The organism is Streptomyces albofaciens JCM 4342 (assembly GCF_008634025.1).
Taxonomy (GTDB): domain Bacteria; phylum Actinomycetota; class Actinomycetes; order Streptomycetales; family Streptomycetaceae; genus Streptomyces; species Streptomyces albofaciens.
The window spans coordinates 3,852,856-3,878,719 of sequence record NZ_PDCM01000002.1; the positions used below are offsets into that span (position 1 = coordinate 3,852,856).

The window sequence follows — 25,864 nt, forward strand, 5'->3', positions numbered from 1 at the left end:
CCCTCACCCCTTCCGGACCGGCTGGGCCGCCTCGGGTACCGGGCCCGGAAGCCAGGCCCGGCCGAACACGAAGCGCGCCGCCTCGACCTCGTGGCGCTGGTCGGCGTGCAGGACGCCGAGCGCGTAGGCGGTGGCGGGGGCGATGCGCGGGGTGCGGGCGGCGGCCGCCGCGGCCGCCGCGGCCTCGGCGGCGTCGCGGTGGCGTTCCAGGGCCCGGCCGGCCTCCGCGAGCCGGGGGTCGATGTCGTCGGGGTCGAGCACTTCCTGTGCGTACCGGCTCAGACGGGCCAGGACCCGGACCTGGTGCCAGGGCGCGTCCTGCCGGGCGTCGGAGGTGAGCGCGTCCGCGTTGTACGGGTGTCCGGCGCGGGCCAGCGGCAGTACGGCGACGGCTTCCGCGAGCCGCCGGTGGGCCTGTTCGGCCAGCGGCGGCAGTACGTCCTCCGCCGGCCGGTCCGCGGCGGCGGTGAGCGGCGCCTCCGAGGCCAGTACGGCCACGGCGTCGGCGACCGCGTGGAAGCGGGAGGAGCCGAGCGCCTGGAGGGCGGCGGAGTGCGCGCGGGTGCGGGCGAGGGTGATCTGCCGTTCCAGCAGGGCCCCGGCCCGGGCGGCTCCGGTGGCGAGGACGGTGTCGGTCTCACCGGCGTCCGCGCCCTCCCGGCCGGAGGAAGGGGGCGGCCCTTCGAGCGTGGTGGCGTTCCCCTTGGCCGTACGGACGGGGACGGCCTCGCGGTCCCGCTCCGCCCGGCCGGTCAGCCGTTGCAGCGCTCCCAGCAGGCGGTCCAGCCGAGCCGTACTGGCGTGTTCGCGGCCCAGCGTCCCCGACAGCCAGGCCAGTTCGCCGCGCAGCTGGTCGGCCCACTTCTCGTCCGTGAGCGGGCGGAAGGTGTGCAGCGCGCCGCCGATCCGCCGGGCGGAGGCACGCAGTTGGCGGGCCGCCTCGCGGGTGCTTTCCGCGTCGGAGCCGCTGTCGCGGTGGGAGCGCAGGCTGCGCAGGAAGTCCGTCGCCTGGTGGTGCAGATAGGCGGCGAGGACTTCGCGGGCGGTGCGTCCCGTAAGAGCGGCGCCGACGGTCCCGTACGGGCGTGGCCGGCCGCCGGGGCGCGACGGCGGACCGGGGCGTGCCGGGCCGTCGGCCAGCGCGGCGGGCGCGCCGACGGACCCGGCGGGCTCGTAGCGGAGCGGGGGGAAGTCATGTCGCTGGGCCACGCCGGCGCCTCCGGGCGTCAATGAGCATTTCCTGTACGTTGCGCAGCGGCGCGCCGTCCGCGTCGACCGCGTGCCGGGTCCAGTTGCCGTCCGGCCCCAGGTGCCAGGACGAGGTGGTGTCCGACGTGCCGGTCTCCAGGAGCCGGTTGAGGGCGGCGCGGTGGCCCTGGTCGGTGACCCGTACCAGCGCCTCGATCCGCCGGTCGAGGTTGCGGTGCATCATGTCGGCGCTGCCCAGCCAGACTTCGGGCTCGCCGCCGTTGCCGAACGCGAAGACCCGGGAGTGTTCGAGGAAGCGGCCGAGGACGCTGCGGACCCGGATGTTCTCGCTGAGCCCCTCGACGCCGGGCCGCAGGGCGCAGATGCCGCGGACCCACACGTCGACCGGCACACCGGCCTGCGACGCGCGGTACAGCGCGTCGATGACGGCCTCGTCCACCATCGAGTTGACCTTGATGCGGACGTAGGCGGGCCGCCCCGCGCGGTGGTGGGCGATCTCCTTGGTGATGCGCTGGACGAGGCCGTCGCGCAGCGACTTGGGGGCCACCAGCAGCCGCCGGTAGGTCTCCCGGCGGGAGTAGCCGCTGAGCCGGTTGAAGAGGTCGGAGAGGTCCGCGCCCACCTGCGGGTCGGCGGTCAGCAGCCCCAGGTCCTCGTACAGCCGGGCAGTCTTGGGGTGGTAGTTGCCCGTCCCCACGTGCGAGTAACGGCGCAGCATCTCGCCTTCCTGGCGGACGACCAGCGACAGTTTGCAGTGCGTCTTGAGCCCGACCAGCCCGTACACGACATGGCAGCCCGCCTCCTCCAGTTTGCGCGCCCATTTGATGTTGGCCTGCTCGTCGAAGCGCGCCTTGATCTCGACGAGGACGAGCACCTGCTTGCCGGATTCGGCGGCGTCTATCAGGGCGTCGACGATCGGTGAGTCTCCCGAGGTGCGGTAGAGCGTCTGCTTGATCGCCAGGACGTCCGGGTCGGCCGCGGCCTGCTCCAGGAAGGCCTGTACGGAGGTGGAGAACGAGTCGTACGGGTGGTGGAGCAGCACGTCGCGGGCGCGCAGCGCGGCGAAGACGTCGGGCGCCGAGGCCGACTCGACCTCGGCGAGGTCGCGGTGGGTGCCCGCCACGAACTTGGGGTACTTCAGCTCCGGGCGGTCCAGCGCGCCTATGCCGAACAGGCCGGTCAGGTCCAGGGGGCCGGGCAGCGGATAGACCTCGGAGTCGGAGACCTTCAGCTCCTGGACGAGCAGGTCCAGTACGGCGGGGTCGATGGTCTCCTCGACCTCCAGGCGCACCGGCGGCCCGAAGCGGCGCCGCATCAGCTCCTTCTCCAGCGCCTGGAGCAGGTTCTCCGCGTCGTCCTCCTCGACCTCCAGGTCCTCGTTGCGGGTCACCCGGAACATGTGGTGCGCCCGCACCTCCATCCCCGGGAAGAGTTCCTCCAGGTGGGCGGCGATCACGTCCTCGATGGGCACGTACCGCTGCGGCGCGGCCTCCAGGAAGCGGGAGAGCAGCGGCGGCACCTTCACCCGTGCGAAGTGGTCGTGGCCGCTGACCGGATTGCGTACGACGACGGCCAGGTTGAGGGACAGGCCGGAGATGTACGGGAACGGGTGCGCCGGGTCGACCGCCAGCGGCGTGAGGACCGGGAAGATCTGCTGCCGGAACAGGGTGAACAGCCGGGCCTGCTCCTTCTCGGTCAGATCGGGCCAGCGGATCAGGTGGATGCCCTGGTCGGCGAGTTCGGGGGCGACGTCCTGCTGGTAGCAGGCGGCGTGCCGCGCCATCAGCTCGCGGGAGCGGGTCCAGATGAGGTCCAGCACCTCGCGGGGCTGGAGGCCGGAGGCGGAGCGGGTGGCGACGCCGGTCGCGATGCGCCGTTTGAGGCCCGCGACGCGGACCATGAAGAACTCGTCCAGGTTGCTCGCGAAGATCGCGAGGAAGTTGGCCCGTTCGAGCAGCGGGGTGGCCGGGTCCTCGGCCAGTTCCAGCACCCGCTCGTTGAACGCCAGCCAGCTCCGCTCGCGGTCCAGGAAGCGGCCGGCGGGCAGTTCCTCGCCGTCGGCGCCGGGCGCGCCGGACTCCTCGTAATCGTCCAGGTCGGCGTCGAGGTCCGGCTCCAGCTCGGGCACCGGCACGGCGACCGCGTGCGGTCGGTGCGCGGCTATGGAGCCCACCGACGGCTGGGCGGACGGCGGCACGGGGGCCGCCGCCCGGGACGTGGCCGTCGACGCGCTCGTCTCGGTCCGGTCCGTCGCCTGGGCGCTGGGCTGCTGGTTCATGGCCTTATTCTTCCGCGCCGAGGGCGGTACCAGCCCGTCGGACGGAGTCGGTACGGGGCGCAGGCGGCGACCGTCGGCGTTCGGGACAGCGGGCTGCATTCAGCGATGCTCGCAAGCGACGTTGAATCACCGGTAACGCGGACATGGCGGCCAGGCAAGCGGGCCGCTACCGGCCGGTGTTTACATTCCCGTGTCTTGTGCTCAGAGGGGCGCGCCCCAGGGCGCACGAGGGGGCGCGCGAATGCTCCGGCGTGCGCCCCCGGTCGTGGCCGCGGCGCCACGGTGCTTGCCCGACGTCATGGTGCTTGCCCCGGCACGGCGGGCAACAGGGCCGTACGGGTCACTTACCGGGTCCAGGGGGACGTACTCGCTCGTTTCGTCCGCGATGAGGGTGTCCGGACCGACGTCGGCCCCTCCGCGGTGGGCCACCGGCATGCGAGGCCCGTTCGCCCACACGTGAATCACCCGTTCAGCGGCGTCGTGGTGCCGGACCGGGCGCCCGATCAGCGGACCGAGCGCGTCAGCCGTACCCAGAACGTGACGACGGCACCCCGGGACCGGTCGCCGTCGCCCCGGCCGATCTCCAGGCCGTCCGTCAGCTGCCGTACGGTCCACAGGCCCCACCCCGTGGGGCTGCCCAGCCCGGGGGCGCGTTCCGGGACGACGGACGGGTCGAAGCCCGGGCCGTCGTCGCAGACGCGGCAGCACACCAGGGGCCCGTCGCGGTACAGCGCCAGCCGCCCGCCGCCCCCCGCGTGCCGGATCGCGTTGTCGGCCACCTCGTTGGCGGACAGCAGCAGCGCCTCGCGCCCGCGTCCCGCCAGCCCCAGGTGTGCCGCGTACGCGCCGGTCAGGACGCGCAGCCTCGGCAGGCCGGCCGAGGTGAAACCGGTCTCCAGGCAGCACTCCTCGGGCGGCAGGTCCGGGTCCGGTCCTCCCGGCGGCCGCTCCGGCTCCCCGGCCGGGGAACCCTCGGTCGTCGGTCCCATGCGTCACTCGCCTTCCACGGTCAGCTGCGGGATGTCGAGCGCCCCCAGAAGCAGGAACGTGTGGACGTGTATGCCGCCGCACCGGACGACGACGTGCCGGTCGTCCGCGGTGCCGGCCAGCCGCAGCACGGCCCGCGCGCAGTAGACGTCGAGGAAGGTCAGCTCGGTGAGGTCCAGGACGGCGCGCGGCGCGTCCGAGGCGGCGATACGGCGCAGGGCGGTGTCGAACCGCTCGCGCGTGGACAGGTCGGCCTCGCCGATCAGCCGCAGCCCGTACGTGCCGTCCCCGCCCTCCGTGAACGGGACGGCCAGCAGGGTGCCGGGTCGTTCCAGCAGGGCCGTGGGGTGCCCGGCCGACGCCCGGTCCAGTACGTCGTCGCTGAAGCCGGTCTCGTCGTAGGTACAGATCTCGGTGTACCGGCCGTCGCGGAACAGGTAGTGGCAGCCCTCGCTCTCCCGCCACAGCACCTGTTCGATGTCCGCGCCGAAGGACGCCACCCAGGCCATGTCGATGGCGCTGCGGACACTCGTGTACCCCTCGCCCAGCGCGTCCTCGACCTCCCGCCGCAGCCCGGCCATCTGCCGCTCCACCGAGAGGGTCCGCGGCAGCCACATCCGGTCCATGGTGAGCAGCTTCAACTGGCCGCGCCGCACGGAGAATCCGACCGGCGGGCCGTAGGCCTCCAGGCGCTCCAGCACGGTGTCCTCCGACAGGGCCGGGTCCGCGAAGAGCAGCACCCTTTCGCCACGGCTGATGCCGGCGTGGGTGTACGAGCCGAGCGTGGCCCAGCACGACTCCTCGTCCGTGTAGCTCGCGAAGGCGTGGTCGCCCGGCCGCAAGCGCTCCACCGACACGATGCGGGCATGCTCCTCGGCGTGGAAGGGCAAGGAACTCTCCTACGTTTGGCGCCGTTTCGGCGTCCGCCGCCCTGTCGGCCCGGCCGCGCCGAGTGCGGTACACCCGGCCGTACCGAGTGCGGGCACTCGGCGGAAGGTTACTGAGGTTGTCCGGGTGTTGTCGTAAGGGCTGACTTCTGGTGATCGTCGCAGTAGGCCGAAGTCATGAGGTATCCGCAAGGCGGTGGCCTGACGGCTGAGCGGCGGGCGTTTCGCGAGCGCATCCGGATGGATGCGGCCGCGATGTTCGCCGCCGGGCAGGCCAGTGATGTGATCGCGAAGCGGCTGCGGGTCAGCGTCCGCTCGGTACAGCGGTGGCGCCGGATCTGGCAGGACACGGGGCGGCAGGGCTTGCGCTCGCAAGGGCCGGCAGCCCGGCCAGCACTGAGCGAAGCCTTGTTCTCGGTGCTGGAGCAGGAACTGGCCAAGGGGCCGGTGGCGCATGGCTGGCCGGACCAGACCTGGACCCTGGCACGGATCCGCACGCTCATCGGACGCCGGTTCCACAAGAGCTTCACCCTCTCGGGTATCGCGAAGATGCTGCGGCGGCACGGCTGGTCCCATCAGGTGCCGGCCCGGCGGGCGCTGGAGCGCGATGAGGAGGCGGTGGCCGGCTGGGTGAAGGACACGTGGCCCACGGTGGAAGCGGTGCGGCGGCGCTCGGGGCCTGGCTGTGCTTCGAGGATGAGGCCGGCTTCTCGGTGACGCCGCCCATCCGCCGCACCTGGGCCCAGCGCGGCCACACGCCGCTCATCCGGGTCCGGGGACGTTCCCAGCGCCGCTTTTCGATCGCCGCTTTGGCCTGCTACCGCCCCGGCCGACGCTCCCGCCTGATCTATAGGCCCAAGCGGCACGGCAACGTCAAGGAGGCCAGGCGCCGCAGCTTCACCTGGAGCGATTACCGTGACCTGCTCATCGCAGCCCACCAGCAGCTGGGCGGCCCGATCGCCGTCGTCTGGGACAACCTGAACGTGCACAAGGACGCCCGACTGCGGGCTTTCATCGACAGCCGAGACTGGATCACCGTTCACTACCTGCCGCCCTACGCTCCCGACCTCAACCCCGTCGAAGGCATCTGGTCCCTTCTGCGTCGCAGATGCCAGGCCAATGCCGCCTTCACCGATCCCGACGACCTCATGCAGGCCCTCCGCCGCGGCCTGCGCCAGCTCCAGCACCGCAGCGACGTCATCGACAGCTGCCTCGCCGCAACAGGACTGCCTTTAACGACAACACCCGGACAACCTCAGTAGCGGGACGGCGGACGCCGTCGGCCCGGGAGACGGGACAACGGCGTCCATGGCCCGCTGCGCGGCGGAAGGTGATCGGTTGTGGTCGTTGTCCGGCTCAACTGGTCTGCTTTGCGGGTTGGTTACGCATAGGGGTGCCAGCCGCGAGCCGGGGGCGGGGCAGACCCGGCGGCCGTACGGTGACGTGTCGGCCCCCACCGGGCCACCGGGCCACCGGGCGTACGGTGGCGTACCGGCCGCCCGCCGCCGCACCGGCCGTACGGTGTCGCGCGCCCCTCACGTCACCGTGCCCTCACGTCACCGTGCCTCACGTCTCCGTGCGGTACATCAAGTCCGTCTCGTGCGTGGTGAACCCGAGCCGCTCGTAGACCGAGACGGCGGGCCCGTTGTCCGCGTCGACGTACAGCATCGCCGTCGGCACGCCCTGTGCCGCCAGGTGCCGCAGGCCGATCGCGGTGAGCGCCTTGCCGAGGCCGCCGCCCTGCGCGTCCGGCCGGACCCCGACCACGTACACCTCGCCCAGGCCCTCCTCCGAGTGAATCTTGGTCCAGTGGAAGCCGATCAGCCGGCCGCCGCGCTCGGCGAGGAAGAAGCCCTTGGGGTCGAACCAGGGCTCGGCCTTGCGGTCGTCGAGGTCCCGCTGGGTCAGCGAGCCCTGTTCGGGGTGGTGGGCGAAGGCCGCCGCGTTGGCCTCCAGCCATGCCGCGTCGTCCGTACCCGGCTGGAAGGCGCGTACGGTCACGCCTTCCGGAAGCACCGGCTCCGCCAGGTCCAGGTTGCCCAGCGGGCGGCGCATCTGCCGCAGCTCGCGGAAGAGCGTCATGCCGAGGGTCTGGGCGAGGTGGCGGGCCGCCGAGTGGCCGCCGTGCGCCCACACCCGCAGGCGGCGGCCGGACTGCTCCAGCAGCCCGGTGCCCAGCGCGCGGCCGTGGCCGTGGCCCCGGTGGGACGGGTGCACGACCAGCTCGGCGGCGGGCGCCTCCACGGGATCGGTGTCCTCCAGCTGTGCGTACCCGGCGAGCACCCCGGCCTCGTCGTCCGGCCCGCCCGGTACGTACAGCAGCAGGTGCCGTACGCCCTCGCGCCGCCCGCCGCGCAGCTGGAGCCGTCCCTGTTCGGACACCGCGGGCTGCCCGTCCGTCGCCGCGGCCAGCTCGATCAGTTCGAGGACGGCGGCGGCCGCGTCCGGCGCCAGTTCGTCCGCCACCTCGATCCGCCGGCCGGTCCGGGCCTTGTCCTGTGCTGCGTCAGTCATGCCTCGAAGCGTACGACCCGGAGGCCGGTACACCCGATGCACACCGGTCCGTCACCCGGTACCCCCTGTTCCGCTACGCGCGTTGACCGTACGCTACGTCCGCTCGGGCACCGGACGCCGGATCCGTCCCGAACCCGCTCGGACACCAGCCCACAAGGGGGACCACCTCATGTCACCGAGACCTCAGCGGCGGCGCGCGATGCGCGCCCTGACGGCCGGGGCGGCGGCGCTCGCCGTGGCCGCCGGCCTCACGGCGGCGGCCGCGCCCGCCGGTGCCGAAGGCGCCGCGACCGCCTCGCCCGCCCGGCACGGCGGCCACGGACACGGCGGCCACTCCGGCCGCACCGTCGACGTCCAGCTGCTCTCCTTCAACGACTTCCACGGCAACCTGGAGGCCCCGCAGGGCTCCTCCGGCACCGTCGAGGAGATCCAGCCCGACGGCAGCCGCAAGAAGGTCGAGGCGGGCGGCGTCGAGTACCTGGCCAACGCGCTGCGCACGGCGCGCAAGGGCCACCCGTACTCGGTCACCGCGGCGGCCGGTGACATGGTCGGCGGCAGCCCGCTGCTGTCCGGGCTCTTCCACGACGAGCCGACCATCGAGGCGATGAACAAGCTCGGCCTGGACGTCACCTCCGTCGGCAACCACGAGTTCGACGAGGGCCGCGCCGAGCTGACCCGCCTCCAGAAGGGCGGCTGCCACCCGACGGACGGCTGCTACGAGAAGGGCAAGCGCTTCAAGGGCGCCGACTTCCCCTACCTCGCCGCGAACGTCACCGACGAGAAGACCGGCCGCCCGATCCTCAAGCCGTACACCGTCTGGAAGCACAAGGGCGTCAAGATCGGCTTCATCGGGGTCACGCTGGAGGGCACCCCCAACGTGGTCAGCGCCAACGGCGTCAAGGGCCTGAAGTTCCACGACGAGGCCGAGACCATCGACAAGTACGCCAAGGAGCTGGACCGGCAGGGCGTGAAGTCGATCGTCGCGCTGATCCATGAGGGCGGCATGCCCGCCTCCACCGCGTACAACTACGACTGCGACAGCCCCGGGCCCGGGTCGGGGATCTCCGGGCCGATCGCCGAGATCGCCAAGAAGGTCACACCGAAGGTGGACGCGCTGGTCACCGGCCACACCCACCAGGCGTACACGTGCACGATCCCGGACCCGGCCGGGATGCCGCGCACCGTCACCTCGGCCGCGTCCTTCGGCAAGCTCTACACGGACACGACGCTCACCTACGACCGGCACACCAAGGACATCGTCCGTACGTCGGTGAAGTCGGCCACCGCGCGCAACCACGTCGTCAACCGCACCCAGCCCAAGGCCGCCGACATGACCGCGCTGATCCGGCGCTGGAACAAGCTCGCCGCGCCGGTCGCGAACAAGCCCGTCGGCTACATCTCCGCCGACATTCCGGGCCGTGGGCAGGCGACGCCCGAGACGCCGCTCGGCGACCTGATCGCCGACGCGCAGCTGGAGGCCACCAGGGCGGCGGACAAGGGCGGGGCGCAGCTCGCGCTCATGAACCCCGGCGGCATCCGCTCCGACCTGGCGCACAAGGCGTCCGGGAGCGAGGGCGACGGCGTGGTCACGTACGGCGAGGCCTTCACCGTGCAGCCCTTCACCAACATGACCAACGTGGTGAGCCTCACCGGCGCACAGCTGCTGACCGCGCTCCAGCAGCAGGTCAGCGGCCCGAACGAGGCGTCCCCGAAGATCCTTCAGATGTCGGAGGGGCTGACGTACACGCTGGACCTGACCAAGTCGGGCGCCGCCCGCGTGGTCGCGGACTCGGTACGCCTGGACGGTGCGCCGCTGGACCCGGCGAAGACCTACCGCGTCGCGATGAACGAGTTCCTGGCCGGCGGCGGTGACGGCTTCACCGCTCTGAAGGAGGGCAAGGACAAGTACGTCGGCCCGTCCGACCTGGACGCCTTCACCGCGTACCTGACCGCGCACTCCTCGGCCGCCGCGCCGCTGGCGCCGCCGAAGGCGGACCGGATCACGGTGACGAAGTAGCGGCGGGAGCCGTCGGTAGGGATTGGGCCGCGGTCCGGCGGGGAGGGTTCCGCCGGACCGCGGCCCGTAGCAGGCCGGTCAGTCCTCAGCGCTTTCCCTTGGCGCCCGCCACGAAGCCGGTGGCCAGGTTGTCGTACGGGTATGTCGTCCCGAGCAGCCAGTCCGGCCCCAATTGGTACCCCACCGTCTGATCGAAACGCTTGCGCACCGATTCCTCCCTGTCCATCACCGCTTCCGAGCACCGCTTGTCCGTGGTCGGTTCGGCCTGCGAGAACTTGATGGTCTTCGGGCCGATGCCGGCCTTGCCCCGGTAGTCGTTGCAGCCGAAGTTCCCGTGGAAGGTACCGTCCGCGTCGAGGACGACATACACCTTGCCGATGCCCGGGGCGTCTTCGTGGATCGGCCACTCCTCGTCCATGTAACTGAGCTTGGTGACATCCCATTCAGTGCCGACGAGGGGGAAAGGCCGGTTCTTGTGCAGCACGAGTTTCGACCCGTGCGAGTCGGTCAGGTTCACCCAGGAGTAATTGGTGGTGATCTTCAGCTTGCCGTCGAGGATCTGCCGAACGTCCTTTTCGTAGCCCAGCTGCCGCGCGTCACAGCTCTTTGCACCCTCCGGGCCCGGCAGGGTCTCCCGGTCCCGCACCGCCACCGTGTCGCCCTTGATATCGGCCTTCGCCCGGAACCCGTGGCAGCCGAAATTCCCGGACGCCGCACCGGCACCGTCGAACGTCACCCAGGCCGCACCCCGCGGCGCCCGCTTCAGCCCGCTGTCCCCGACGGACAGTTCCCATATGTCCCAGTGCGGACCGGCCAGCGGGAGCCGATTCTCCGCGTCGGACGAGGAACCGTCCGACGCGGGTGCCGTGCCGGCCCCGCCGCCCTCTTGGCCCTGCGTCGTACGGTCCGCGCCACAGCCGACGAGACCGGCCACGCCCACCAGCAGGGCGGCCGACGCCATGGCCGTGCGCCGCGCTCCCCTGCCACCGAATGGCGTGTGGGTCACTTGCCCTCCCCCTCCTTCTGCTCTTCTTCCGTGACGACGGCCTTTCGCGCGGAGAAGCCGCCCACCAGGGCCGGGACGTCATTTCCGGTGCTGACGCCCATCGTGTCGTGGTCCAGGCGGTATTTCGCTTGCTCACGGAAGACCTTCAACAGGCGCTTCTCCACCGCCTTGGCGCTGTCGTCGCACGTTCGGTGCGTCGTGGTGACCGGATCGGAGAACCTGATGGTCGTCGCGGCGACCTCCGCCCTCGCCTCGAAGTCGTTGCAGCCGAGGTTGCCGCGTACGGTGCCGTCGCCCGCGAAGACCACGTGGACCTCACCGATGCCCGGGGCGATCTCGGTCAGCGGCACCTGGGTGTCCTCCTCGTACAGGGATTGCACGGACCATTTGGTGCCGATGAGGGGTGCGGGGGCACCGCGTTGCAACTGGAATCCGTCCTTGCGGGGGTCGACGAGAAACCCCATGTCCGCCGAGGGGCCGCTGTCGACCCGCAGACCGCCGCGCAGCAGCGTTTTCACGTACTTCTCGAACGTGACCTGTTCGCGGCTGCACTCCCGCTGCCCGCCGTGCCCGGAAGCCGACGAGGCATCGGAAACCCGTACTTCTCCGATGCGTACCTGCCTCCCGTCGATATCGGCGTCGGCCCGGAAGCGGTGGCACCCGAGGCTGCCCGTCACGCGCCCGCGACCGTCGAATGCGAACCAGGCCGAGCCGTGCGGGGCCGCCGTCACGCCGTCGTCCAGCCGCAGCCGTTCGATGTTCCAGTGCGTGCCGGTGAAGGGGACGCGGGAGGGTGTCGGTTCCGGCGTGGTCCCGCGCGGCTGGGCGGCTCCGGTTTCCTCGCGCTCCGCGTCCTTGACCCCGGTGTGCGTCCCGCACGCCAGCAGTACGCCGGTCAGCGCCAAGGCGCCGGCCGGCCGGATGACGGACCGGCAGTACCGGCGAGTCCGCCGAAACCACCCATTCCCCAACGCCACGGCTCCCCACTCCCCCAGACTCGACAGGCCCGCTCTCACTCACCACCCTCTCAGCGCGTCGCAGCACAAGGGAAACGGCCCACCTCACGCTTTCCTTCCCGAAGGGAACAGCCGATGACACCGACCTCCGACCGCCTCTCCCGCACCTCTCGCGGACCCCGCCGCTCCCGGTCGCGCCTGGCCGCGGTCACGCTCGGCGCCGCGCTCCTGGGCGCCGGCGCGCCCACCGCGTACGCGGCACTCACCGACGATGACCGGCCCGCCGCCACGAGCGCCGCCGTCCCGTCCCGCCAGGCCGAGGGGCGCCCGTACATCGAGACGAGCCTCCTGTTCGGCACCGCCCGGCCGAACGGCGGGCCCCCGGTCACCGACAAGGAGTTCCACGCCTTCGTCGACGCGTACGTCACGCCGCGCTTTCCCGCCGGGCTGACGGTGCAGGACGGCTACGGGCAGTACCGCGACTCCCACGGCACGATCGAGCGGGAGCGCTCGTACGAGCTGATCCTGCTCTATCCGACGTCCGAGGCCGGGCCCAACGACCCGAAGATCGAGCAGATCCGCGCCGCCTACCTGAAGCGCTTCGGCCAGGAGTCCGTGGCCCGTATCGACGACCGCGCGAGGGTGGACTTCTGATGGTGGCCGAAGACCCGTCCAGCGATGTCCCCGGCCGGACGGCGACCACGCCTCAATCATGTTCACCCATAGGAGAACATGGGCTAGGGTGGCCCCACCCGGCCGGGGGCGACAGGGGGGTGCACCCGCGCGCCCGGCCGGGCCGACGATCCGCCACGACAGCAGCGAGGTTGAGGGCCATGACGACTCTGGGAATCATCGGCAGCGGGCACATCGGCGCGGCGGTCGCCCGGCTGGCGGTGGCCGCCGGCCTGCCCGTCGTCCTGGCCAACTCCCGCGGCCCGGAGACCCTTGGCCGGCTCACCGGCGAACTGGGGCCGTCGGCCACGGCGGGCACCGCCGAGGACGCCGCGCTGGCCGGTGACATCGTCGTGACCGCCGTCCCCCTGACGGCCGTGCCCAGCCTCCCCGCGTCCGCCCTGCGCGGCCGGATCGTCCTGGACACCAGCAATTACTACCCGCGGCGCGACGGCCGGATCACCCCGCTCGACACCGAGGAGCTGACCACCGGCGAACTGGTGCGGCAGCACCTGCCCGGGGCCCGCCTCGTCAAGGCGTTCAACAACATCCTGGCGCACCACATCCCCCAACTCGCCCGCCCCACCGCCGCACCGGACCGGTCCGCGCTGCCCATCGCCGGCGACGACGGCGACGCGAAGCGGTCGGCGGCGGCCCTGATCGACCGGCTCGGCTTCGACACGGTGGATGTCGGGCCGCTGGCCGAGAGCTGGCGCTTCGAGCCGGAGTCGGCCGCCTACACCCGGCTGTACGCCGCCGACCCGGACGCCCCGCGCGAGCGCCTGTCCGACGTGCCGGGCCTGCCCGTACCGGCCGAGGGCCTGCGCACGGCCCTCGCCCACGCCCAGCGCGTACGCGTCGCCCACCGCACGTACTGAGCGGCGCCGCCCGCCCGCACCCGGCCTACTCGCCCCCGCCCTTCTCCTTGTCCTCCGCGAGGGTGTGCGCGACCAGCGCGTTGGCGTGCCCGTGCCCCATCCCGTGCTCGGCCTTGAGCCAGCCGACCAGCTCCATGTGCTTGCCCAGCGGCGAAGCGCGGATGAGGTCCTTCCACTCGGCTATCGGCTTCCCGTACTTCTTCTCGATCGACGGGAAGTAACTGGCCGGACCCTTGACAACGGTTTCAGTCATGTCCGCAGTCTGGCACCCACCACTGACAACGCCTCTGCCTCCGCCGGAAAATGAGAGGTCGGGCGGCTGGTCCCCCTGCTATGTTGCGCCGATGTCGGCAATCAGGCAGGTACAGATCACCTTCGACTGCGCGGAACCCGAGCGCGTCGCCCGCTTCTGGTGCGAGGTGCTGGGGTACGTCGTACCGCCGCCACCGGAGGGGTTCGCCACATGGGACGCATACGACCGCTCGCTGCCGCCGGAGCGGCAGGGCGCGTCGTTCGCCTGCGGCGACCCCACGGGCGTGGGCCCGCGCCTGTACTTCCAGCGCGTCCCCGAAGGCAAGGTCGTCAAGAACCGGGTGCACCTCGACGTACGGGTCGGCACCGGGCTCGTGGGCGAAGAACGCCTCGCCGCGCTCGAAGCCGAGTGCGCACGACTGGTCGCGCTCGGCGCGACGCGCGTGCACGTGCTGCTGGCCGACGAGTTCAACGAGTCGTGCATCCTCATGCAGGACGTCGAGGGCAACGAGTTCTGCCTCGACTGAGCGGAACTAGCCCCTCCGGTCGAGCCTGCCCGCCTTGACGTGGGCTATGAGGCCGCGCAGCCCCTGCGGCGCGGCCCTGAGGACGGTGTCGGGGGCGTCGCTCTCCATCAGGCTGATGCCCTCACCTCCCTCTTCCGCGGCTACGTATACGCAGTTCGCCCCCTCGCCGCTGAACGACGACTTCTGCCATGTGCCCTGGTCCATCAGTCCCCTTTCACAGTTCGCGGATGACGCCGTGGATCAGATCGCGGGACTTGTCCGGCGTGAGGGCGCACCCTTCCATTCGGTCGAGCACCGACCGGTACTTCCCCAACTGGGCCTCCGCGTCCAGGAACTCCTGCCCGTGGTCCGTGTCGAGCTGGACGGTGTCGAGCTGCGGTACCGCCGCGGATACGTACACGATGGGCTGCTCGGAGCCGGGGAAGGCACCTCCTCCGAACGGGATGACCACGACGGTCACGTGGTCGTTCTCGCCCATCTCGTTCAGGTGCTTCAGCTGCTCCCGGGCGGTCTCCCGGCCTCCGAAGCCCATGCGCAGGGCCGCCTCGTGCAGCACCACCGTCACCGGCGTCGGCTGGTCACCGTGGAGTATGGCCTGCCGCTTGATCCGGTGCGAGACCCGATGTTCGATCTCATAGGCCGCCAGCTTCGGGACAACCTCGCTGAAGATGGCCCGGGCGTGAGCCGCAGTCTGGAGGAGCCCGGGCAGGTGGACGACGGACGCGACGCGCAAGGCCGTGGCGTGGTGTTCGAGTTCAGCCAGGTCGAGCATGCTGCCGGGGAGCAGCTCGCGGTACTCCTCCCACCAACCACGCGTGCGTCCGCCCGTCATGGCGGCCAGGGCACTGATGAGCCGATCGTCAACGCACGCGTAGTTGTGGGCCATGACCCGCACCCGTTCGGGTCCGACGGCGTACCTGCCCGACTCGATGTTGCTGATGCGCGATTGGTTGACGCCCAGCATCTCGGCTGCCCCGGTCGTGGACAGGCCTGCACGCTCGCGAAGTTTGCGCAGCTCAATCCCGAGTCGCCGCTGCCGCAGCGTTGGTGGAGCACTTGATGGCACCAGCATCCCTTCCTGCCCCCTGGGTCACCCACACAGAGGGACTTAGCCTTCATTCCGTCGTCGCGATGGAATATAGGCCACCTGTAGCCCTACCGTGTGTGCCACGTCACTCCTCGCATCCCCTGACGGGAGACTGCCATGGCCACCGTATCCCCGCCCCAGAACTGGGCCTACACCCTCCAACTCCCCCGCTCCCCCGGGGCACCCCGCATCGCGCGGGTGATACTGCGTGCCGCGCTTGACCACCACGGCATGGAGGAACTGACCGAGGTGGCCGAGCTGTTGACCAGTGAGCTGGTGACCAACGCGTACCAGCACACCGACGGGCCCTCCTCGGTGCGGGTGCGGCGCGTGCGGGAGGACCGGGTTCGGGTCAGTGTGTGGGATACCGATCCGGTGATTCCGGCGTCGTTCGACCGGCCTGTTGATGTGTTCGGCGGCGGGCCGGGTGCCGCCCCGGACGCGGAGGCCGGACGCGGGCTGTTGCTCGTCCGGCTCTGCGCGGCCAACTGGGGCGGGCACCCGATCGGGGCGGAGCTCTTCGGGCTGGACGGGAAGGCGCTCTGGTTCGAGCTGGTCACGGGGCGCGACGCGTTCGACGTCGCGGCGTGAGGAAGGGCGTGGGGAAGCGAGCCGCGGGCGCCCGGCGGGTCAGCGGAAGTCGGCGGCGTGGTCCTCGGCCCACTGCTCGAACGTGCGGGCCGGGCGGCCGGTGATCTGCTCGACGGTGTCCGTGACCGGGGCCGTCGTGCCGACGGCGGTGGCGAAGAGGCGGAAGAGCTGGAGCAGGGTCTCCTTCGGGATCCCCGGTGTCGCGCGCTCCTCGGCGGCCTGCTCCTCGGAGATCGTCTCCACCCGCGTCGGGCGGCCGACGACCCGGCCGATGATGGCGACCTGCTCCTCCCGGGTGAGGGACGCCGGTCCGGTGACGACGTACGCCCGGCCCGCGTGCGCGCCCGTGGTGTCCAGGAGGGCCGCGGCGGCGACCGCGGCGAGGTCGTCCTCGTGCACGGGCGAGGTGGCGGCCCCGGGGTGCGGGTCGCGGACCACGCCGCCCTCCCGGATCTCCGCGGCCCACTGGAGCGCGTTGGCGGCGTACGCGCCGCCGCGTACGAAGGTCCACTCCAGGCCGGAGGCGCGTACCGCGTCCTCCACCGCGCCGTGCATCCGGGCGAGGAAGTTGTCGTCGTCCTGCGGGCCGTCGGTGACGGCGATGGAGGAGTTGAGGACGATACGGCGCACCCCGGCCTTCACCGCCGCGTCCACGACGGCGCGGGCCGCGTCGCCGCCGCCCGCCGCCAGGTTGAGGAAGAGCGCGTCGGCACCGTTCAGGGCCGGTTCGAGCGAGGACGGGTCGGTCAGGTCGGCCCGTACCGTCTCGGCCGCGGCCGGCAGTCCGGCCCGCTCGGGGTCGCGGGTCAGCGCGCGTACGGCGGCGCCCTCCGCGAGCAGGTGGCCGACCAGACTGCGGCCGATGTTGCCGGTGGCGCCGGTTACTACGATCATCGCGAGGCCCTCCAAAGGGTGCGGCGAGGCTGTTGCTTCCGGTCAACGCCGGGACGCGCGGGGAATTCCCGGCCGGACGGTTCCGGACAAGCGGGCGGTACAAGCCCGCGCATACCTCACTTACCGCCAGTAGGACTTGCGTTCGAGGGTTGTACGCATGGTGGGATGTCCTGATGCGCATCCCCACACGCATACCCTCACCCTCCTCGGACCCTCCCCCCACACCGGACACCTCGGAAGCAAGAACAGCGGCGCAGACGGCAGCAGCGGACCGGCGATCCCCCTCCGCGGCCGCGCGTGACGAACAGGGCAGCACGGGCGATATGGGCAGTACAGCCGGTACGGGCGACGGCGGCGGAACGCACCGGGACGGCGGCCGGGCCCCCGGCCCGGACACGGGCGACACCGCGAAGTTCGAGAAGATCAATCCGTACGCGGACCTGGCCGCGCTGGCCGACCCCGAGCCGGACCCGGGCGCGGAGCCCGCGAGCGGCCCGGCGCGGCTGACCCGGCGTACGTACCTCAACGAGCGCGACGACAGCGACGACCCGCTGGGCCTGGGCCTGCGCTCGGAAGAGGACGACCCGCAGGCCTGGACGCCGCCGAACCACCGCCGCCGCAAGCGCGGCATCGGCCGCTTCGCCGCGGTGCCGAAGACGGCGAAACTGCTGGTCGCGGTCCTGGTGTGCGCGGCGTTCCTGGCCCTGTCCGACCGGTTCGCCGTGCTGTACGCGCAGCACGCGGCCGCGGAGAAGATGAAGGACTCGCTGCATCTGAACGCCGCTCCGGAAGTGGACATCAAGGGGTTCCCGTTCCTGACGCAGGTCGTCGGCAAGCGGCTGGACCAGGTGGACGTCACCATTCCGGACCTCGCGGCCGACCGGGTGTCGCTGGCCAAGGTCGAGGCGACCGCGAAGGACGTACGGATCGTCGGCGACCTGCCCACCTCCCTCACGGGCGCCACGGTCGGCAGCATGCAGGGCACCGTGCTGCTGTCGTTCGACGACATGAACCGGGAACTGGGCGCTTCGCAGGTCAAGTTCAGTGAGCTGGGGCCGAACTCCGTGCGCGCGGTCGGGCAGCTGCCGATCGCCGGGCACGAGCTGCGCGTCCAGGCGGAGGCGCACATCCGGCAGGCCGGCGACCGCGGGATCAGCACGGACATCAGCAAGATGCGGCTGGACATCGCGGACGTGGCCGTCTACCGGCCGGGCACCGGCAAGGAGGAGGGCCTGCGGCTGACCCGCAAGGCCGCGGCCGAGGTGGCCCGGCAGGCCGCCAAGGTGAAGGCCATGCTGGGCGTGCCCGCCATCGCGGAGCGCCTCGGGATTCCGCGGCAGGCCATCGACGAAGCGCTGCGGAACGAGAAGAAGCTGCACGAACTGACCGGCGCGCCGCGCTTCATCGAGCAGCTGATGCAGGTCAACCTCGTCGACGTGGTGGTCGACCACCCGTGGCTGCTCCAGAAGGTCGGCATCGACCCGAAGATCCTGGGCGCGCTGTCCGGCCTGACCAAGCCACAGCTCGCCGACCGGCTGTCGCTCTCCTTCCGGCTGCCCAAGACGCCCGGTGACGTGCGGCTGCGGGACATCTCGGTGGAACGGGACGGGATCCGGGTGAAGTTCTCCGGCGCGGGGCTGCCGATCGGGAGCGCGGCCAAGGCCAAGGGGAAGTAGGCCCCGCCGGGGTCGCGCCAGCGGCCCCGGCGACGGCCCCATGTCCCTCCGGCAGGCCCGGCGGCTCAGCCCTCCGGCCGGCCACGCCGCCCCCTACCCCACCGGCAGGTCCGGCGGCGGCGTGGCCGCCCCGGGCAGGGTGAGCAGGGCCTCCGTGCCGCCGCCCGCCGCCGCCCGCAGCTCCACCGTGCCGCCCGCCTGGTACGCCGTACGCGCCACGATCGACAGGCCGAGCCCGCTGCCCGGCAGGCTGCGGGCCGACGGGGAGCGCCAGAACCGTTCGAAGACGTGCGGCAGTTCCTCCTCGGGGATGCCGGGGCCGTGGTCGCGGACCCGCAGCTCGCCCTTGTGCAGGCCGACCTCGACGGCGCCGCCCTCCGGGCTGAACTTGACCGCGTTGTCGAGCAGGTTGACCACCGCCCGCTCCAGCGCGGCCGGCTCGGCCCGTACGTACCAGGGGTCCAGCTCGGCGGTGATGTCCAGCGTCGGGCCGCGCAGCCGGGCGCGGCGCAGGGCCGAGTCCACGATGTCGTGCAGCGCGACGACCGGTACGGCGGCCGCGCCGCCCGGGCCGGTCTCCGGCGTACGGGAGAGTTCCTGGAGGTCGCCGATGAGCGCGGCCAGCTCCCCCATCTGCGCCTTCACCGAGGACAGCAGCGCCTCCTTGTCCCCGGGGGGCAGCTGCCGCCCGGACTGCTCGCTGCGCACCAGCAGGTCGATGTTGGTACGCAGCGAGGTCAGCGGCGTCCGCAGCTCGTGTCCGGCGTCCGCGATCAGCTGCTGCTGGAGGTCGCGGGAGGAGGCCAGCGCGGCGGTCATGGAGTTGAAGGAGCGCGAGAGCCGGGCGATCTCGTCCTCGCCCTCGACGGGGATGCGGATCGTCAAGTCCTCCGTACGGGCGACGTGTTCCACGGCTTCGGTGAGCCGGTCCACGGGTTTGAGACCGGCCCGGGCCACCCACAGGCCCGCGCTGGCGGCGCCGAGCACACCGATGCCGGTGACGATCAGGAGGATGAGGGCGAGCTGGTTGAGGGGCTGGGTGACCGGGTCCATGGGGGTCGCGATGGAGACGGCGACCTGGTGGCCGGACGCGTCGATCAGCGGGCCGCGGTACGGACGGGTGATCACCCTCATCTCCGTCCCGTCGGCGGCCCGGGTGGTGTGCAGCGCCTCACCGGACCGGCCCTGCGCCACATCCACGTCGGACGCCTCCGCGGGGATGCGGGTCTTCTCCCACCAGGTGCAGACGCTGCCGTCGGACATCACGATCTGCACCGTGTACGGCGTGGGCAGCCGCAGCTGGACGTTGCCCGGCACCGGGCTGTTGCACCTGCCCGCCAGGTCCTGCACGTACTCGGCGGCCACCCCCTGGCGCTTGAGGGTCTCGTCGACCTGTTCCGTCAGCCGGTCCCGGGTCACCACCCAGCACGCGGCGGCCGACGCGGCCACGGCGATCGCGACGGCGACCGCCGTGAGCATGGCCAGCCGGGAGCGCAGCGGGAGCTGCCGGTAGCGGTGCGCGACGCGCTCCTTGAGGCCGGGTCCCCTCCCGGCGGCGGGAGCCGGTGCGGAGCCCGCCGGTTCCCGTCTCATTCGGCGCCGCCCTCGGTCCGCAGCACGTATCCCACCCCGCGCACCGTGTGCACCAGCCGCGGCTCGCCGCCCGCCTCCGTTTTGCGGCGCAGGTACATCACGTACACGTCCAGGGAGTTGGAGGTCGGCTCGAAGTCGAAGCCCCAGACCGCCTTGAGGATCTGCTCGCGGGTGAGCACCTGGCGCGGGTGTGCGAGGAACATCTCCAGCAGCGTGAATTCCGTACGGGTCAGCTCGACCTGCCGGCCTCCGCGGGTCACCTCCCGTGTGGCCAGGTCCATCCGCAGGTCGGCGAAGGTCAGCGCGTCGCCCTCCGCGGGCTGCGCGCCGGCCGCGGCCGCGTAGGAGCTGCGGCGCAGCAGGGCGCGGATACGGGCGAGGAGTTCGTCCAGCTCGAACGGTTTGACGAGGTAGTCGTCGGCGCCGGCGTCCAGCCCGGTCACCCGGTCGCCCACCGTGTCGCGGGCGGTCAGCATCAGAATCGGTACGGTCACGCCGCTCGCCCGCAGCCGCCGGGCGGCCGTCAGCCCGTCCATCCGGGGCATCAGCACATCGAGGACGATCAGTTCGGGGTCGTACGAGGCGACCTTCTCGACCGCGTCGAGGCCGTCGACGGCCTGCTCGGTCCCGTACCCCTCGAAGGCGAGGGAGCGTTGCAGCGCCTCGCGGACGGCCGGCTCGTCGTCGACGATCAGGATGCGGGCGGGCTGATCACCGTGCTCGGCGGGGCTCATGGCTGTGACTACCTCGGATGTCGATGTGGGCGGCTGACCGGGGGTTCCGCGGTCCTGCCTGTCAGCCTCGCACGTCGGCGGCCGGGGCACGCCACTCGGCACGGTGTCCAGGGCGCGCGGGGGCGCCGGCACCGCGCGGCCGGGGCACGGGGGCGTGGCGCTCACCTCCGGGCGGCGGCTGCCCGGGGCGGCCGGGCCGGGTTCGCGGCGGCGGGCCGCTTGGGGCGGGTACGCGCCGCGACCTCGGCCGGACGCCGCGTACGGGCTCCCGCCACCCGCGCCTCGGCCTCCGCCAGGTCGAGGGCCAGGTCCAGGTCGGCGGGTCCGGTGCGGGCGTCCGCGCCGTGGTCGACGGTCCACACGCCCGCGCTGCGGCGTTCCTCGCCGGCGCTCCAGGCGATGGCGGCCGCGAGGACGCGGCGGGCACGGTGGACCGGGACGGTGATCTTGCTGGCCATGGGGGCCTCCTGGTACGTGAGGTTCGGGGAGCGGTGCGGGAGAAGGAGGCAGGAGGGCGGGCGGAGCGGAAACGTTTCAGGGGTGGTGGTGCCGGGGCTTCGGGGTGCTGAAGGCTTCAGGATGCGGAGGTTTTCGGGTTACCGAGGGCTTCGGGTGCGGAGGTGGCGCCGGGTCGGCCTCCGATGTGGCCGTGGGCGGGCGGGTCACCGCACCCCTCGGACGTGGCCGTACGCGGGCCGGTCACCGCACCGCCTCAGCTGTCGCTGCCGCCCCCCGCCCGCAGCTTCGCCAGATCCGCCTTGACCGTGTTGATCGGGATGGCGAAGCCCAGGCCGACGCTCCCCGCCGAGCTGCTGCCCTGTGCGGAACTCGGCGAGTACATCGCGGAGTTGATGCCGATGATCTGGCCCTTCATGTCGATCAGCGCGCCGCCGGAGTTGCCGGGGTTGAGCGCCGCGTCGGTCTGGATGGCCTTGTACGTGGTCTTGGACGAACCGGTGTCGCCGTTGTACTGGTTGCCGCCGAACTCGAACGGCCACCGGGGCCCGCCCTGCTCCTGCTGCTGCTGTCCCTCGTCCTTGGGGACCGTCACATCACGCTTGAGGGCGGAGACGATGCCGCTGGTGACCGAGCCGGTGAGGCCCTCGGGCGAGCCGATCGCGACGACCTCGTCGCCCACCGCCAGGTTGTCGGAGTTGCCCAGCGAGGCGGTGGTGAGGTTCTTGGCGCCCCTGACCTTGAGCAGCGCCAGGTCCTTGTCCGGGTCGGTGCCCACCACGTCGGCCTGCTTCTTGCTGCCGTCGCTGAAGGTGATCTCGACCGTGGACGCGCCGGCCACCACGTGGTTGTTGGTGATGATCTCGCCGTCCGGGGTGATCACCACGCCGGAGCCGGTGGACTGGCCGCTGGACGTGCGCGCCTTGATCTCGACTATGGCGGGGCTGACCGCCTTGGCGACCGCCGAGACGCCGCCGCTCTTGGACGAGCCCGCGTTGACCGCCGGGGTGGTCGTGCTCGCCTGCGGCCGGTCCGTGGCATTGCCGATGAGTGCGGCGCTGCCGCCGCCGATCAGGCCGGAGGCCAGCGCCACGGCCGCGATCAGCGCGACCGGGCGGCGGGCCCGGCGGCGCGGCGCGGGCGCGTCCGTACCGGTGGCGTCGGGGCCTTCCGGGCCACCGGGGCCGCCGAAGCCGGCCGGCTGCCCGGCGCCGTACGGCGGGTGGGGCGGGGGCGGCGGATAGCCCGCGCCGCCCGTCCCGCCGCTCGTCCCGCCCTGCGCCTGCGGCTCATGGGCGTAACTCTGGTACTGAGGTGCTTCGTCGCCGCTTCGGCGGTACGTCTCGGTCATGTACCCGACTTTGCGAGCCGACCATGAGAACCGTCTGAGAACGCCCTGAGAGGCCCGACAGAAGTAGGTATGCCCGGTGTAAGGAAGATCGGCCGGGCGGGGTTTTCCGGCCCTGGCGGGGGGTGACCGGCCGGGTCAGCCGCGGGGCGACTGGTCGACGCTCGGCACCTGGCCGCCGGCCGCCGGGCCGCAGCCGCACGAGCCCCGGACGACCAGCCGCGCCGGGAACTGCCGCAGCCGCTCGCGCCGCGAGCCGACCACCCGCAGGCCGTCGTCCAGCACCAGGTCCACCGCGGCCCGCGCCATCGCCACCCGGTCCGAGGCGACCGTGGTCAGCGGCGGGTCGGTCAGCGCGGCTTCCTTGACGTCGTCGAACCCGGCCACGGCCAGTTCGCCCGGTACGTCGATGCGCAGCTCGCGGGCGGCCCGCAGGACGCCGATCGCCTGATCGTCGGTGGCGCACATGATGGCCGGCGGCCGGTCCGGGCCGGCGAGCAGCCCGAGGGCGACCCGGTAGGCGTCGTAACGGTTGTACGGCGCCTGGAAGTACCGGCCTTCGAGCGACTTCCCGGACTCCTCCATCGCCCGGCGCCAGCCCTCCAGGTGGTCGGTGACCGGGTCGCCGGACTTCGGCGTCTCTTCCGTGCCGCCGAGGAAGGCGACGTACGGATGGCCGTGCTCCAGCAGGTGCCGGGTCGCCAGCTGCGCGCCGCCGATGTCGTCCGTCATCACCGCCACGTCGTCGATCGCGTCGGGGCGCCGGTGCAGCAGCACCACCCGGGCGTCCCAGGCGTCGATCTCGGCGGCGGCGTGCTCGCTGGGCCCCTGGCTGATCAGGATCAGACCGGCCACCCGCATGCCCAAGAAAGCGCGCAAATAGTGCACTTCGCGCTCGTCCAGGTAGTCGGCGTTGCCGACCAGGACCATCTTTCCGCGCTCGGCGGCGGCCTGCTCGACGGCGTGCGCCATCTCCGCGAAGAACGGCTGCCGGGTGTCCGGCACGATCAGACCTATGAGGTCCGTGCGCCGGGACGCCATCGCCTGGGCCACCCGGTCCGGGCGGTACCCCAGTTCCTTGATCGCGGCGAGCACCCGCTCGCGCGTGGCCGGGGCGACCGGCCTCGGTCCGTTGTTGATGACGTAACTCACCACGGCGGTCGAGGTACCCGCCAGTTTTGCCACATCATCCCGCGTCACCTTGGCCACGCGCGGCAGTCTACGCGGGTGGTTCTACCGCTCGGCAGGCCGAGCGGCGGCGGCTTCCCTCCCGGCACCGGCGCGCGAGGGCGTGCCGCGGCGCGCGCCCGCGCCCGCGCCGTCCTCCGAGCCGTCGCCGTTCGCCGCGGACCGGCCGCCGCGCTTGTCCTTCGGCTCCCGGTCCTCCGCCGCGCGCTCGGGCTTCTCCGGGGTCACGAAGCGGTAGCCGACGTTGCGCACGGTGCCGATCAGCGACTCGTGCTCCGGGCCCAGCTTCGCGCGCAGCCGCCGTACGTGCACGTCGACGGTCCGCGTACCGCCGAAGTAGTCGTAGCCCCAGACCTCTTGCAGCAGCTGGGCGCGGGTGAAGACCCGGCCCGGGTGCTGCGCCAGGTACTTCAGCAGCTCGAACTCCTTGAAGGTCAGGTCCAGGACCCGGCCCTTGAGCTTGGCGCTGTAGGTCGCCTCGTCCACCGACAGGTCGCCGTTGCGGATCTCCATCGGGCAGTCGTCGGCGGTGATCTGCTGGCGGCCCATCGCCAGCCGCAGCCGGGCCTCGACCTCGGCGGGGCCCGCGGTGTCCAGCAGGACGTCGTCGATGCCCCAGTCGGCGGTGACGGCGGCCAGCCCGCCCTCGGTCACCACCAGCACCAGGGGACAGCCGGGGCCGGTGGAGCGCAGCAGCTGGCACAGCGACCGTACGTGCGGCAGGTCACGCCGCCCGTCGATCAGTATGACGTCGGCACCGGGGGTGTCCACCAGGGCCGGCCCCTCGGCGGGGGCGACCCGCACGCTGTGGAGCAGCAGGCCGAGCGCGGGCAGCACCTCCGTCGAGGGCTGGAGGGCGTTGGTCAGGAGCAGCAACGAGCTCATCGCCGACCACCCGCCCGGGTCCCGGCCGGCCGTTTACTGCCCTTCGTGTCCTGCACGCTTCGCTCGCCCATTACGTCTGGTTCCTCCTCGGTCCCTGCGAACGGGGCCCCTCCCATGACGTTCTTCCCGGCATGGGGGCGTCTGCGGCACTGCTTCCTACGGGCGGGCTCCGCTGCCACCCGAAGGGCCCTCGGAGCGCCGGTGCTCATCGGCGCGTGAACGCGTTTCAAAGCACAAAAGGACCCGGGGGCAACGCTGCCCGGATCCTTCTTGCCCAGCAGAATAGCCCACATGACTTCCGGACCCGAGGCCGATTTTGCGCGATCTTGTGTTCCGTCGATCACTTCGAGTGGCCGGCGCACGTCGTTGTTGACGGAGGACGGGGTCCGGATCGAGGCCGTCTACACGCCTCCGCGCGCCCCCGCGGGCGCCCCCGCGGACGGCCTCGCCGTGGTCCTCGCGCACGGTTTCACCGGGGCGCTGGAGCGGCCCGCGCTGCGCCGCGCGGCCGAGGTCTTCGCCCAGGATGCGGCCGTGATCACGTTTTCCTTCCGGGGGCACGGGCGGTCCGGCGGGCGGTCCACGGTCGGCGACCGCGAGGTGCTGGACCTGGCCGCGGCGGTCGGCTGGGCGCGGGCCCTGGGCCACCGCCGGGTCGCGACCGTGGGGTTCTCCATGGGCGGCTCGGTCGTCCTGCGGCACGCCGCGCTGTTCGGAGGGGCGCGCGGGGGGCGCACAGATGCGCGGACCGACATGGTGGTGTCGGTGAGTGCTCCCGCGCGGTGGTTCTACCGGGGTACGGCGTCGATGCGCAGGCTGCACTGGGTGGTGACCCGGCCCACCGGACGCCTGGTGTCGCGCCTGGGGCTGCGGACCCGCGTCCACCCGGAGGACTGGGACCCCGTACCGCTCTCCCCCGTCGCCGCCGTCCCGCGCATCGCCCCCACCCCCCTGCTGATCGTGCACGGCGACCGGGACCCGTACTTCCCGCTGGACCATCCGAGGATGCTCGCCGCTGCCGCCGACCCGGACACCGCGGAGCTGTGGCTGGTGCGCGGCTTCGGCCACGCGGAGAACGCGGCGCCCGAGGAACTGCTCGGCCGCATCGCGGCGTGGACGGCGGCGCGGGCCGCGGAGCGGACGGCGGAGCGGTCAGGATGAACGCGACGGCGGCCCGTACCGGGTGGTACGGGCCGCCGTCGGGTCGCTGCCGGTGACCGGCCGCCGAT

General features: G+C 72.3%; 25 protein-coding genes. 8 read left to right on the forward strand and 17 right to left on the reverse strand.

Annotated elements, in window-relative coordinates; translation table 11 throughout:
• Positions 1–3: 3 nt before the first annotated feature.
• From CP973_RS36740 to CP973_RS36755, 4 genes are all read right to left on the reverse strand, one after another.
• Positions 4–1,230: a CHAD domain-containing protein gene (locus CP973_RS36740; protein ID WP_150248608.1), complete on the reverse strand. Its 1,227-nt coding sequence runs from the start codon at positions 1,228–1,230 to the stop codon at positions 4–6.
• Positions 1,193–3,487: an RNA degradosome polyphosphate kinase gene (locus CP973_RS36745; protein ID WP_150248610.1), complete on the reverse strand. Its 2,295-nt coding sequence runs from the start codon at positions 3,485–3,487 to the stop codon at positions 1,193–1,195. Before CP973_RS36745 ends, CP973_RS36740 begins: the two co-directional genes overlap by 38 nt.
• A 503-nt stretch (positions 3,488–3,990) precedes the next feature.
• Entirely contained in the window at positions 3,991–4,476 is a 486-nt protein-coding gene (locus tag CP973_RS36750; protein ID WP_150248614.1) for an ATP-binding protein, read from the reverse strand.
• 3 nt (positions 4,477–4,479) lie between these two features.
• Entirely contained in the window at positions 4,480–5,364 is an 885-nt protein-coding gene (locus tag CP973_RS36755; RefSeq protein WP_150248617.1) for an MEDS domain-containing protein, read from the reverse strand.
• A gap of 174 nt (positions 5,365–5,538) precedes the next feature.
• Here CP973_RS36755 and CP973_RS41885 point away from each other — a divergent pair.
• Positions 5,539–6,623, forward strand: a protein-coding gene (locus CP973_RS41885; RefSeq protein WP_483025201.1) for an IS630 family transposase whose coding sequence is annotated in 2 segments (ribosomal slippage) — positions 5,539–5,986 and positions 5,986–6,623 — 1,086 coding nt in all. Because the reading frame shifts where the segments join, the coding sequence is not laid out codon by codon here.
• Positions 6,624–6,927: 304 nt separating this feature from the next.
• Here the strand turns inward: CP973_RS41885 and mshD are convergent.
• Positions 6,928–7,875, reverse strand: a complete 948-nt coding sequence (gene mshD / locus CP973_RS36770) for a mycothiol synthase (RefSeq protein ID WP_150248620.1) — start codon at positions 7,873–7,875, stop codon at positions 6,928–6,930.
• A gap of 169 nt (positions 7,876–8,044) precedes the next feature.
• On the opposite strand from mshD, the gene CP973_RS36775 reads away from it, so the two are divergent.
• Positions 8,045–9,892: a bifunctional metallophosphatase/5'-nucleotidase gene (locus CP973_RS36775; RefSeq protein ID WP_150248623.1), complete on the forward strand. Its 1,848-nt coding sequence runs from the start codon at positions 8,045–8,047 to the stop codon at positions 9,890–9,892.
• Positions 9,893–9,977: 85 nt separating this feature from the next.
• Here the strand turns inward: CP973_RS36775 and CP973_RS36780 are convergent, their stop codons facing one another.
• Both CP973_RS36780 and CP973_RS36785 read right to left on the reverse strand, forming a co-directional pair.
• The gene (locus CP973_RS36780) at positions 9,978–10,898 is read right to left on the reverse strand and encodes an META domain-containing protein (protein ID WP_150248626.1); all 921 of its coding nucleotides are present in this window, start codon (positions 10,896–10,898) and stop codon (positions 9,978–9,980) included.
• Positions 10,895–11,803, reverse strand: coding sequence for an META domain-containing protein (locus tag CP973_RS36785; RefSeq protein WP_167538582.1), 909 nt, complete (start codon positions 11,801–11,803; stop codon positions 10,895–10,897). The genes CP973_RS36780 and CP973_RS36785 overlap by 4 nt, the downstream gene beginning before the upstream one ends.
• A gap of 186 nt (positions 11,804–11,989) precedes the next feature.
• Between CP973_RS36785 and CP973_RS36790 the strand changes: the two genes are divergently transcribed.
• Positions 11,990–12,508: a DUF3574 domain-containing protein gene (locus CP973_RS36790; RefSeq protein WP_150248631.1), complete on the forward strand. Its 519-nt coding sequence runs from the start codon at positions 11,990–11,992 to the stop codon at positions 12,506–12,508.
• A 179-nt stretch (positions 12,509–12,687) separates the two neighbouring features.
• A complete protein-coding gene (locus CP973_RS36795) occupies positions 12,688–13,404 on the forward strand; it encodes an NADPH-dependent F420 reductase (RefSeq protein WP_150248635.1) in 717 nt (238 codons plus the stop codon).
• A 25-nt stretch (positions 13,405–13,429) separates the two neighbouring features.
• Here the strand turns inward: CP973_RS36795 and CP973_RS36800 are convergent, their stop codons facing one another.
• Positions 13,430–13,657 carry a DUF4287 domain-containing protein gene (locus CP973_RS36800; RefSeq protein ID WP_150248638.1) on the reverse strand — a complete coding sequence of 76 codons (228 nt, stop codon included), beginning with the start codon at positions 13,655–13,657 and terminating at the stop codon, positions 13,430–13,432.
• A 91-nt stretch (positions 13,658–13,748) separates the two neighbouring features.
• Between CP973_RS36800 and CP973_RS36805 the strand changes: the two genes are divergently transcribed.
• Complete coding sequence (locus CP973_RS36805) at positions 13,749–14,183, forward strand: VOC family protein (RefSeq protein ID WP_150248641.1); 435 nt, start codon at positions 13,749–13,751, stop codon at positions 14,181–14,183.
• A gap of 6 nt (positions 14,184–14,189) precedes the next feature.
• Here the strand turns inward: CP973_RS36805 and CP973_RS36810 are convergent, their stop codons facing one another.
• Positions 14,190–14,387 carry a DUF397 domain-containing protein gene (locus tag CP973_RS36810; RefSeq protein WP_150248644.1) on the reverse strand — a complete coding sequence of 66 codons (198 nt, stop codon included), beginning with the start codon at positions 14,385–14,387 and terminating at the stop codon, positions 14,190–14,192.
• A gap of 10 nt (positions 14,388–14,397) precedes the next feature.
• Complete coding sequence (locus CP973_RS36815; protein ID WP_150248647.1) at positions 14,398–15,255, reverse strand: helix-turn-helix domain-containing protein; 858 nt, start codon at positions 15,253–15,255, stop codon at positions 14,398–14,400.
• Between the two features lie 132 nt (positions 15,256–15,387).
• Between CP973_RS36815 and CP973_RS36820 the strand changes: the two genes are divergently transcribed.
• Positions 15,388–15,861: an ATP-binding protein gene (locus tag CP973_RS36820; protein ID WP_150248650.1), complete on the forward strand. Its 474-nt coding sequence runs from the start codon at positions 15,388–15,390 to the stop codon at positions 15,859–15,861.
• A gap of 39 nt (positions 15,862–15,900) precedes the next feature.
• Here the strand turns inward: CP973_RS36820 and CP973_RS36825 are convergent, their stop codons facing one another.
• Positions 15,901–16,755: an SDR family oxidoreductase gene (locus CP973_RS36825; RefSeq protein ID WP_150248653.1), complete on the reverse strand. Its 855-nt coding sequence runs from the start codon at positions 16,753–16,755 to the stop codon at positions 15,901–15,903.
• Positions 16,756–17,078: 323 nt separating this feature from the next.
• Here CP973_RS36825 and CP973_RS36830 point away from each other — a divergent pair, with 323 nt between their 5' ends.
• On the forward strand, positions 17,079–18,431 hold the full coding sequence (locus CP973_RS36830) for an LmeA family phospholipid-binding protein (RefSeq protein ID WP_150248656.1): 1,353 nt from the start codon (positions 17,079–17,081) through the stop codon (positions 18,429–18,431).
• 93 nt (positions 18,432–18,524) lie between these two features.
• Here CP973_RS36830 and CP973_RS36835 read toward each other — a convergent pair whose 3' ends face one another.
• The 6 genes from CP973_RS36835 to CP973_RS36860 form a co-directional block, all read right to left on the reverse strand.
• Entirely contained in the window at positions 18,525–20,024 is a 1,500-nt protein-coding gene (locus CP973_RS36835; RefSeq protein ID WP_425282058.1) for a sensor histidine kinase, read from the reverse strand.
• Positions 20,021–20,758 carry a response regulator transcription factor gene (locus tag CP973_RS36840; RefSeq protein WP_150248659.1) on the reverse strand — a complete coding sequence of 246 codons (738 nt, stop codon included), beginning with the start codon at positions 20,756–20,758 and terminating at the stop codon, positions 20,021–20,023. Before CP973_RS36840 ends, CP973_RS36835 begins: the two co-directional genes overlap by 4 nt.
• A gap of 161 nt (positions 20,759–20,919) precedes the next feature.
• Positions 20,920–21,216, reverse strand: coding sequence for a hypothetical protein (locus tag CP973_RS36845; RefSeq protein WP_150248662.1), 297 nt, complete (start codon positions 21,214–21,216; stop codon positions 20,920–20,922).
• A 254-nt stretch (positions 21,217–21,470) separates the two neighbouring features.
• Positions 21,471–22,565, reverse strand: coding sequence for a S1C family serine protease (locus CP973_RS36850; RefSeq protein WP_150248665.1), 1,095 nt, complete (start codon positions 22,563–22,565; stop codon positions 21,471–21,473).
• A 135-nt stretch (positions 22,566–22,700) separates the two neighbouring features.
• The gene (locus CP973_RS36855; protein WP_150248668.1) at positions 22,701–23,771 is read right to left on the reverse strand and encodes a LacI family DNA-binding transcriptional regulator; all 1,071 of its coding nucleotides are present in this window, start codon (positions 23,769–23,771) and stop codon (positions 22,701–22,703) included.
• Between the two features lie 24 nt (positions 23,772–23,795).
• Complete coding sequence (locus CP973_RS36860) at positions 23,796–24,635, reverse strand: response regulator transcription factor (RefSeq protein WP_150248670.1); 840 nt, start codon at positions 24,633–24,635, stop codon at positions 23,796–23,798.
• A gap of 291 nt (positions 24,636–24,926) precedes the next feature.
• Here CP973_RS36860 and CP973_RS36865 point away from each other — a divergent pair, with 291 nt between their 5' ends.
• Entirely contained in the window at positions 24,927–25,796 is an 870-nt protein-coding gene (locus tag CP973_RS36865) for an alpha/beta hydrolase (RefSeq protein WP_167538583.1), read from the forward strand.
• The last annotated feature ends 68 nt before the right edge of the window (positions 25,797–25,864 follow it).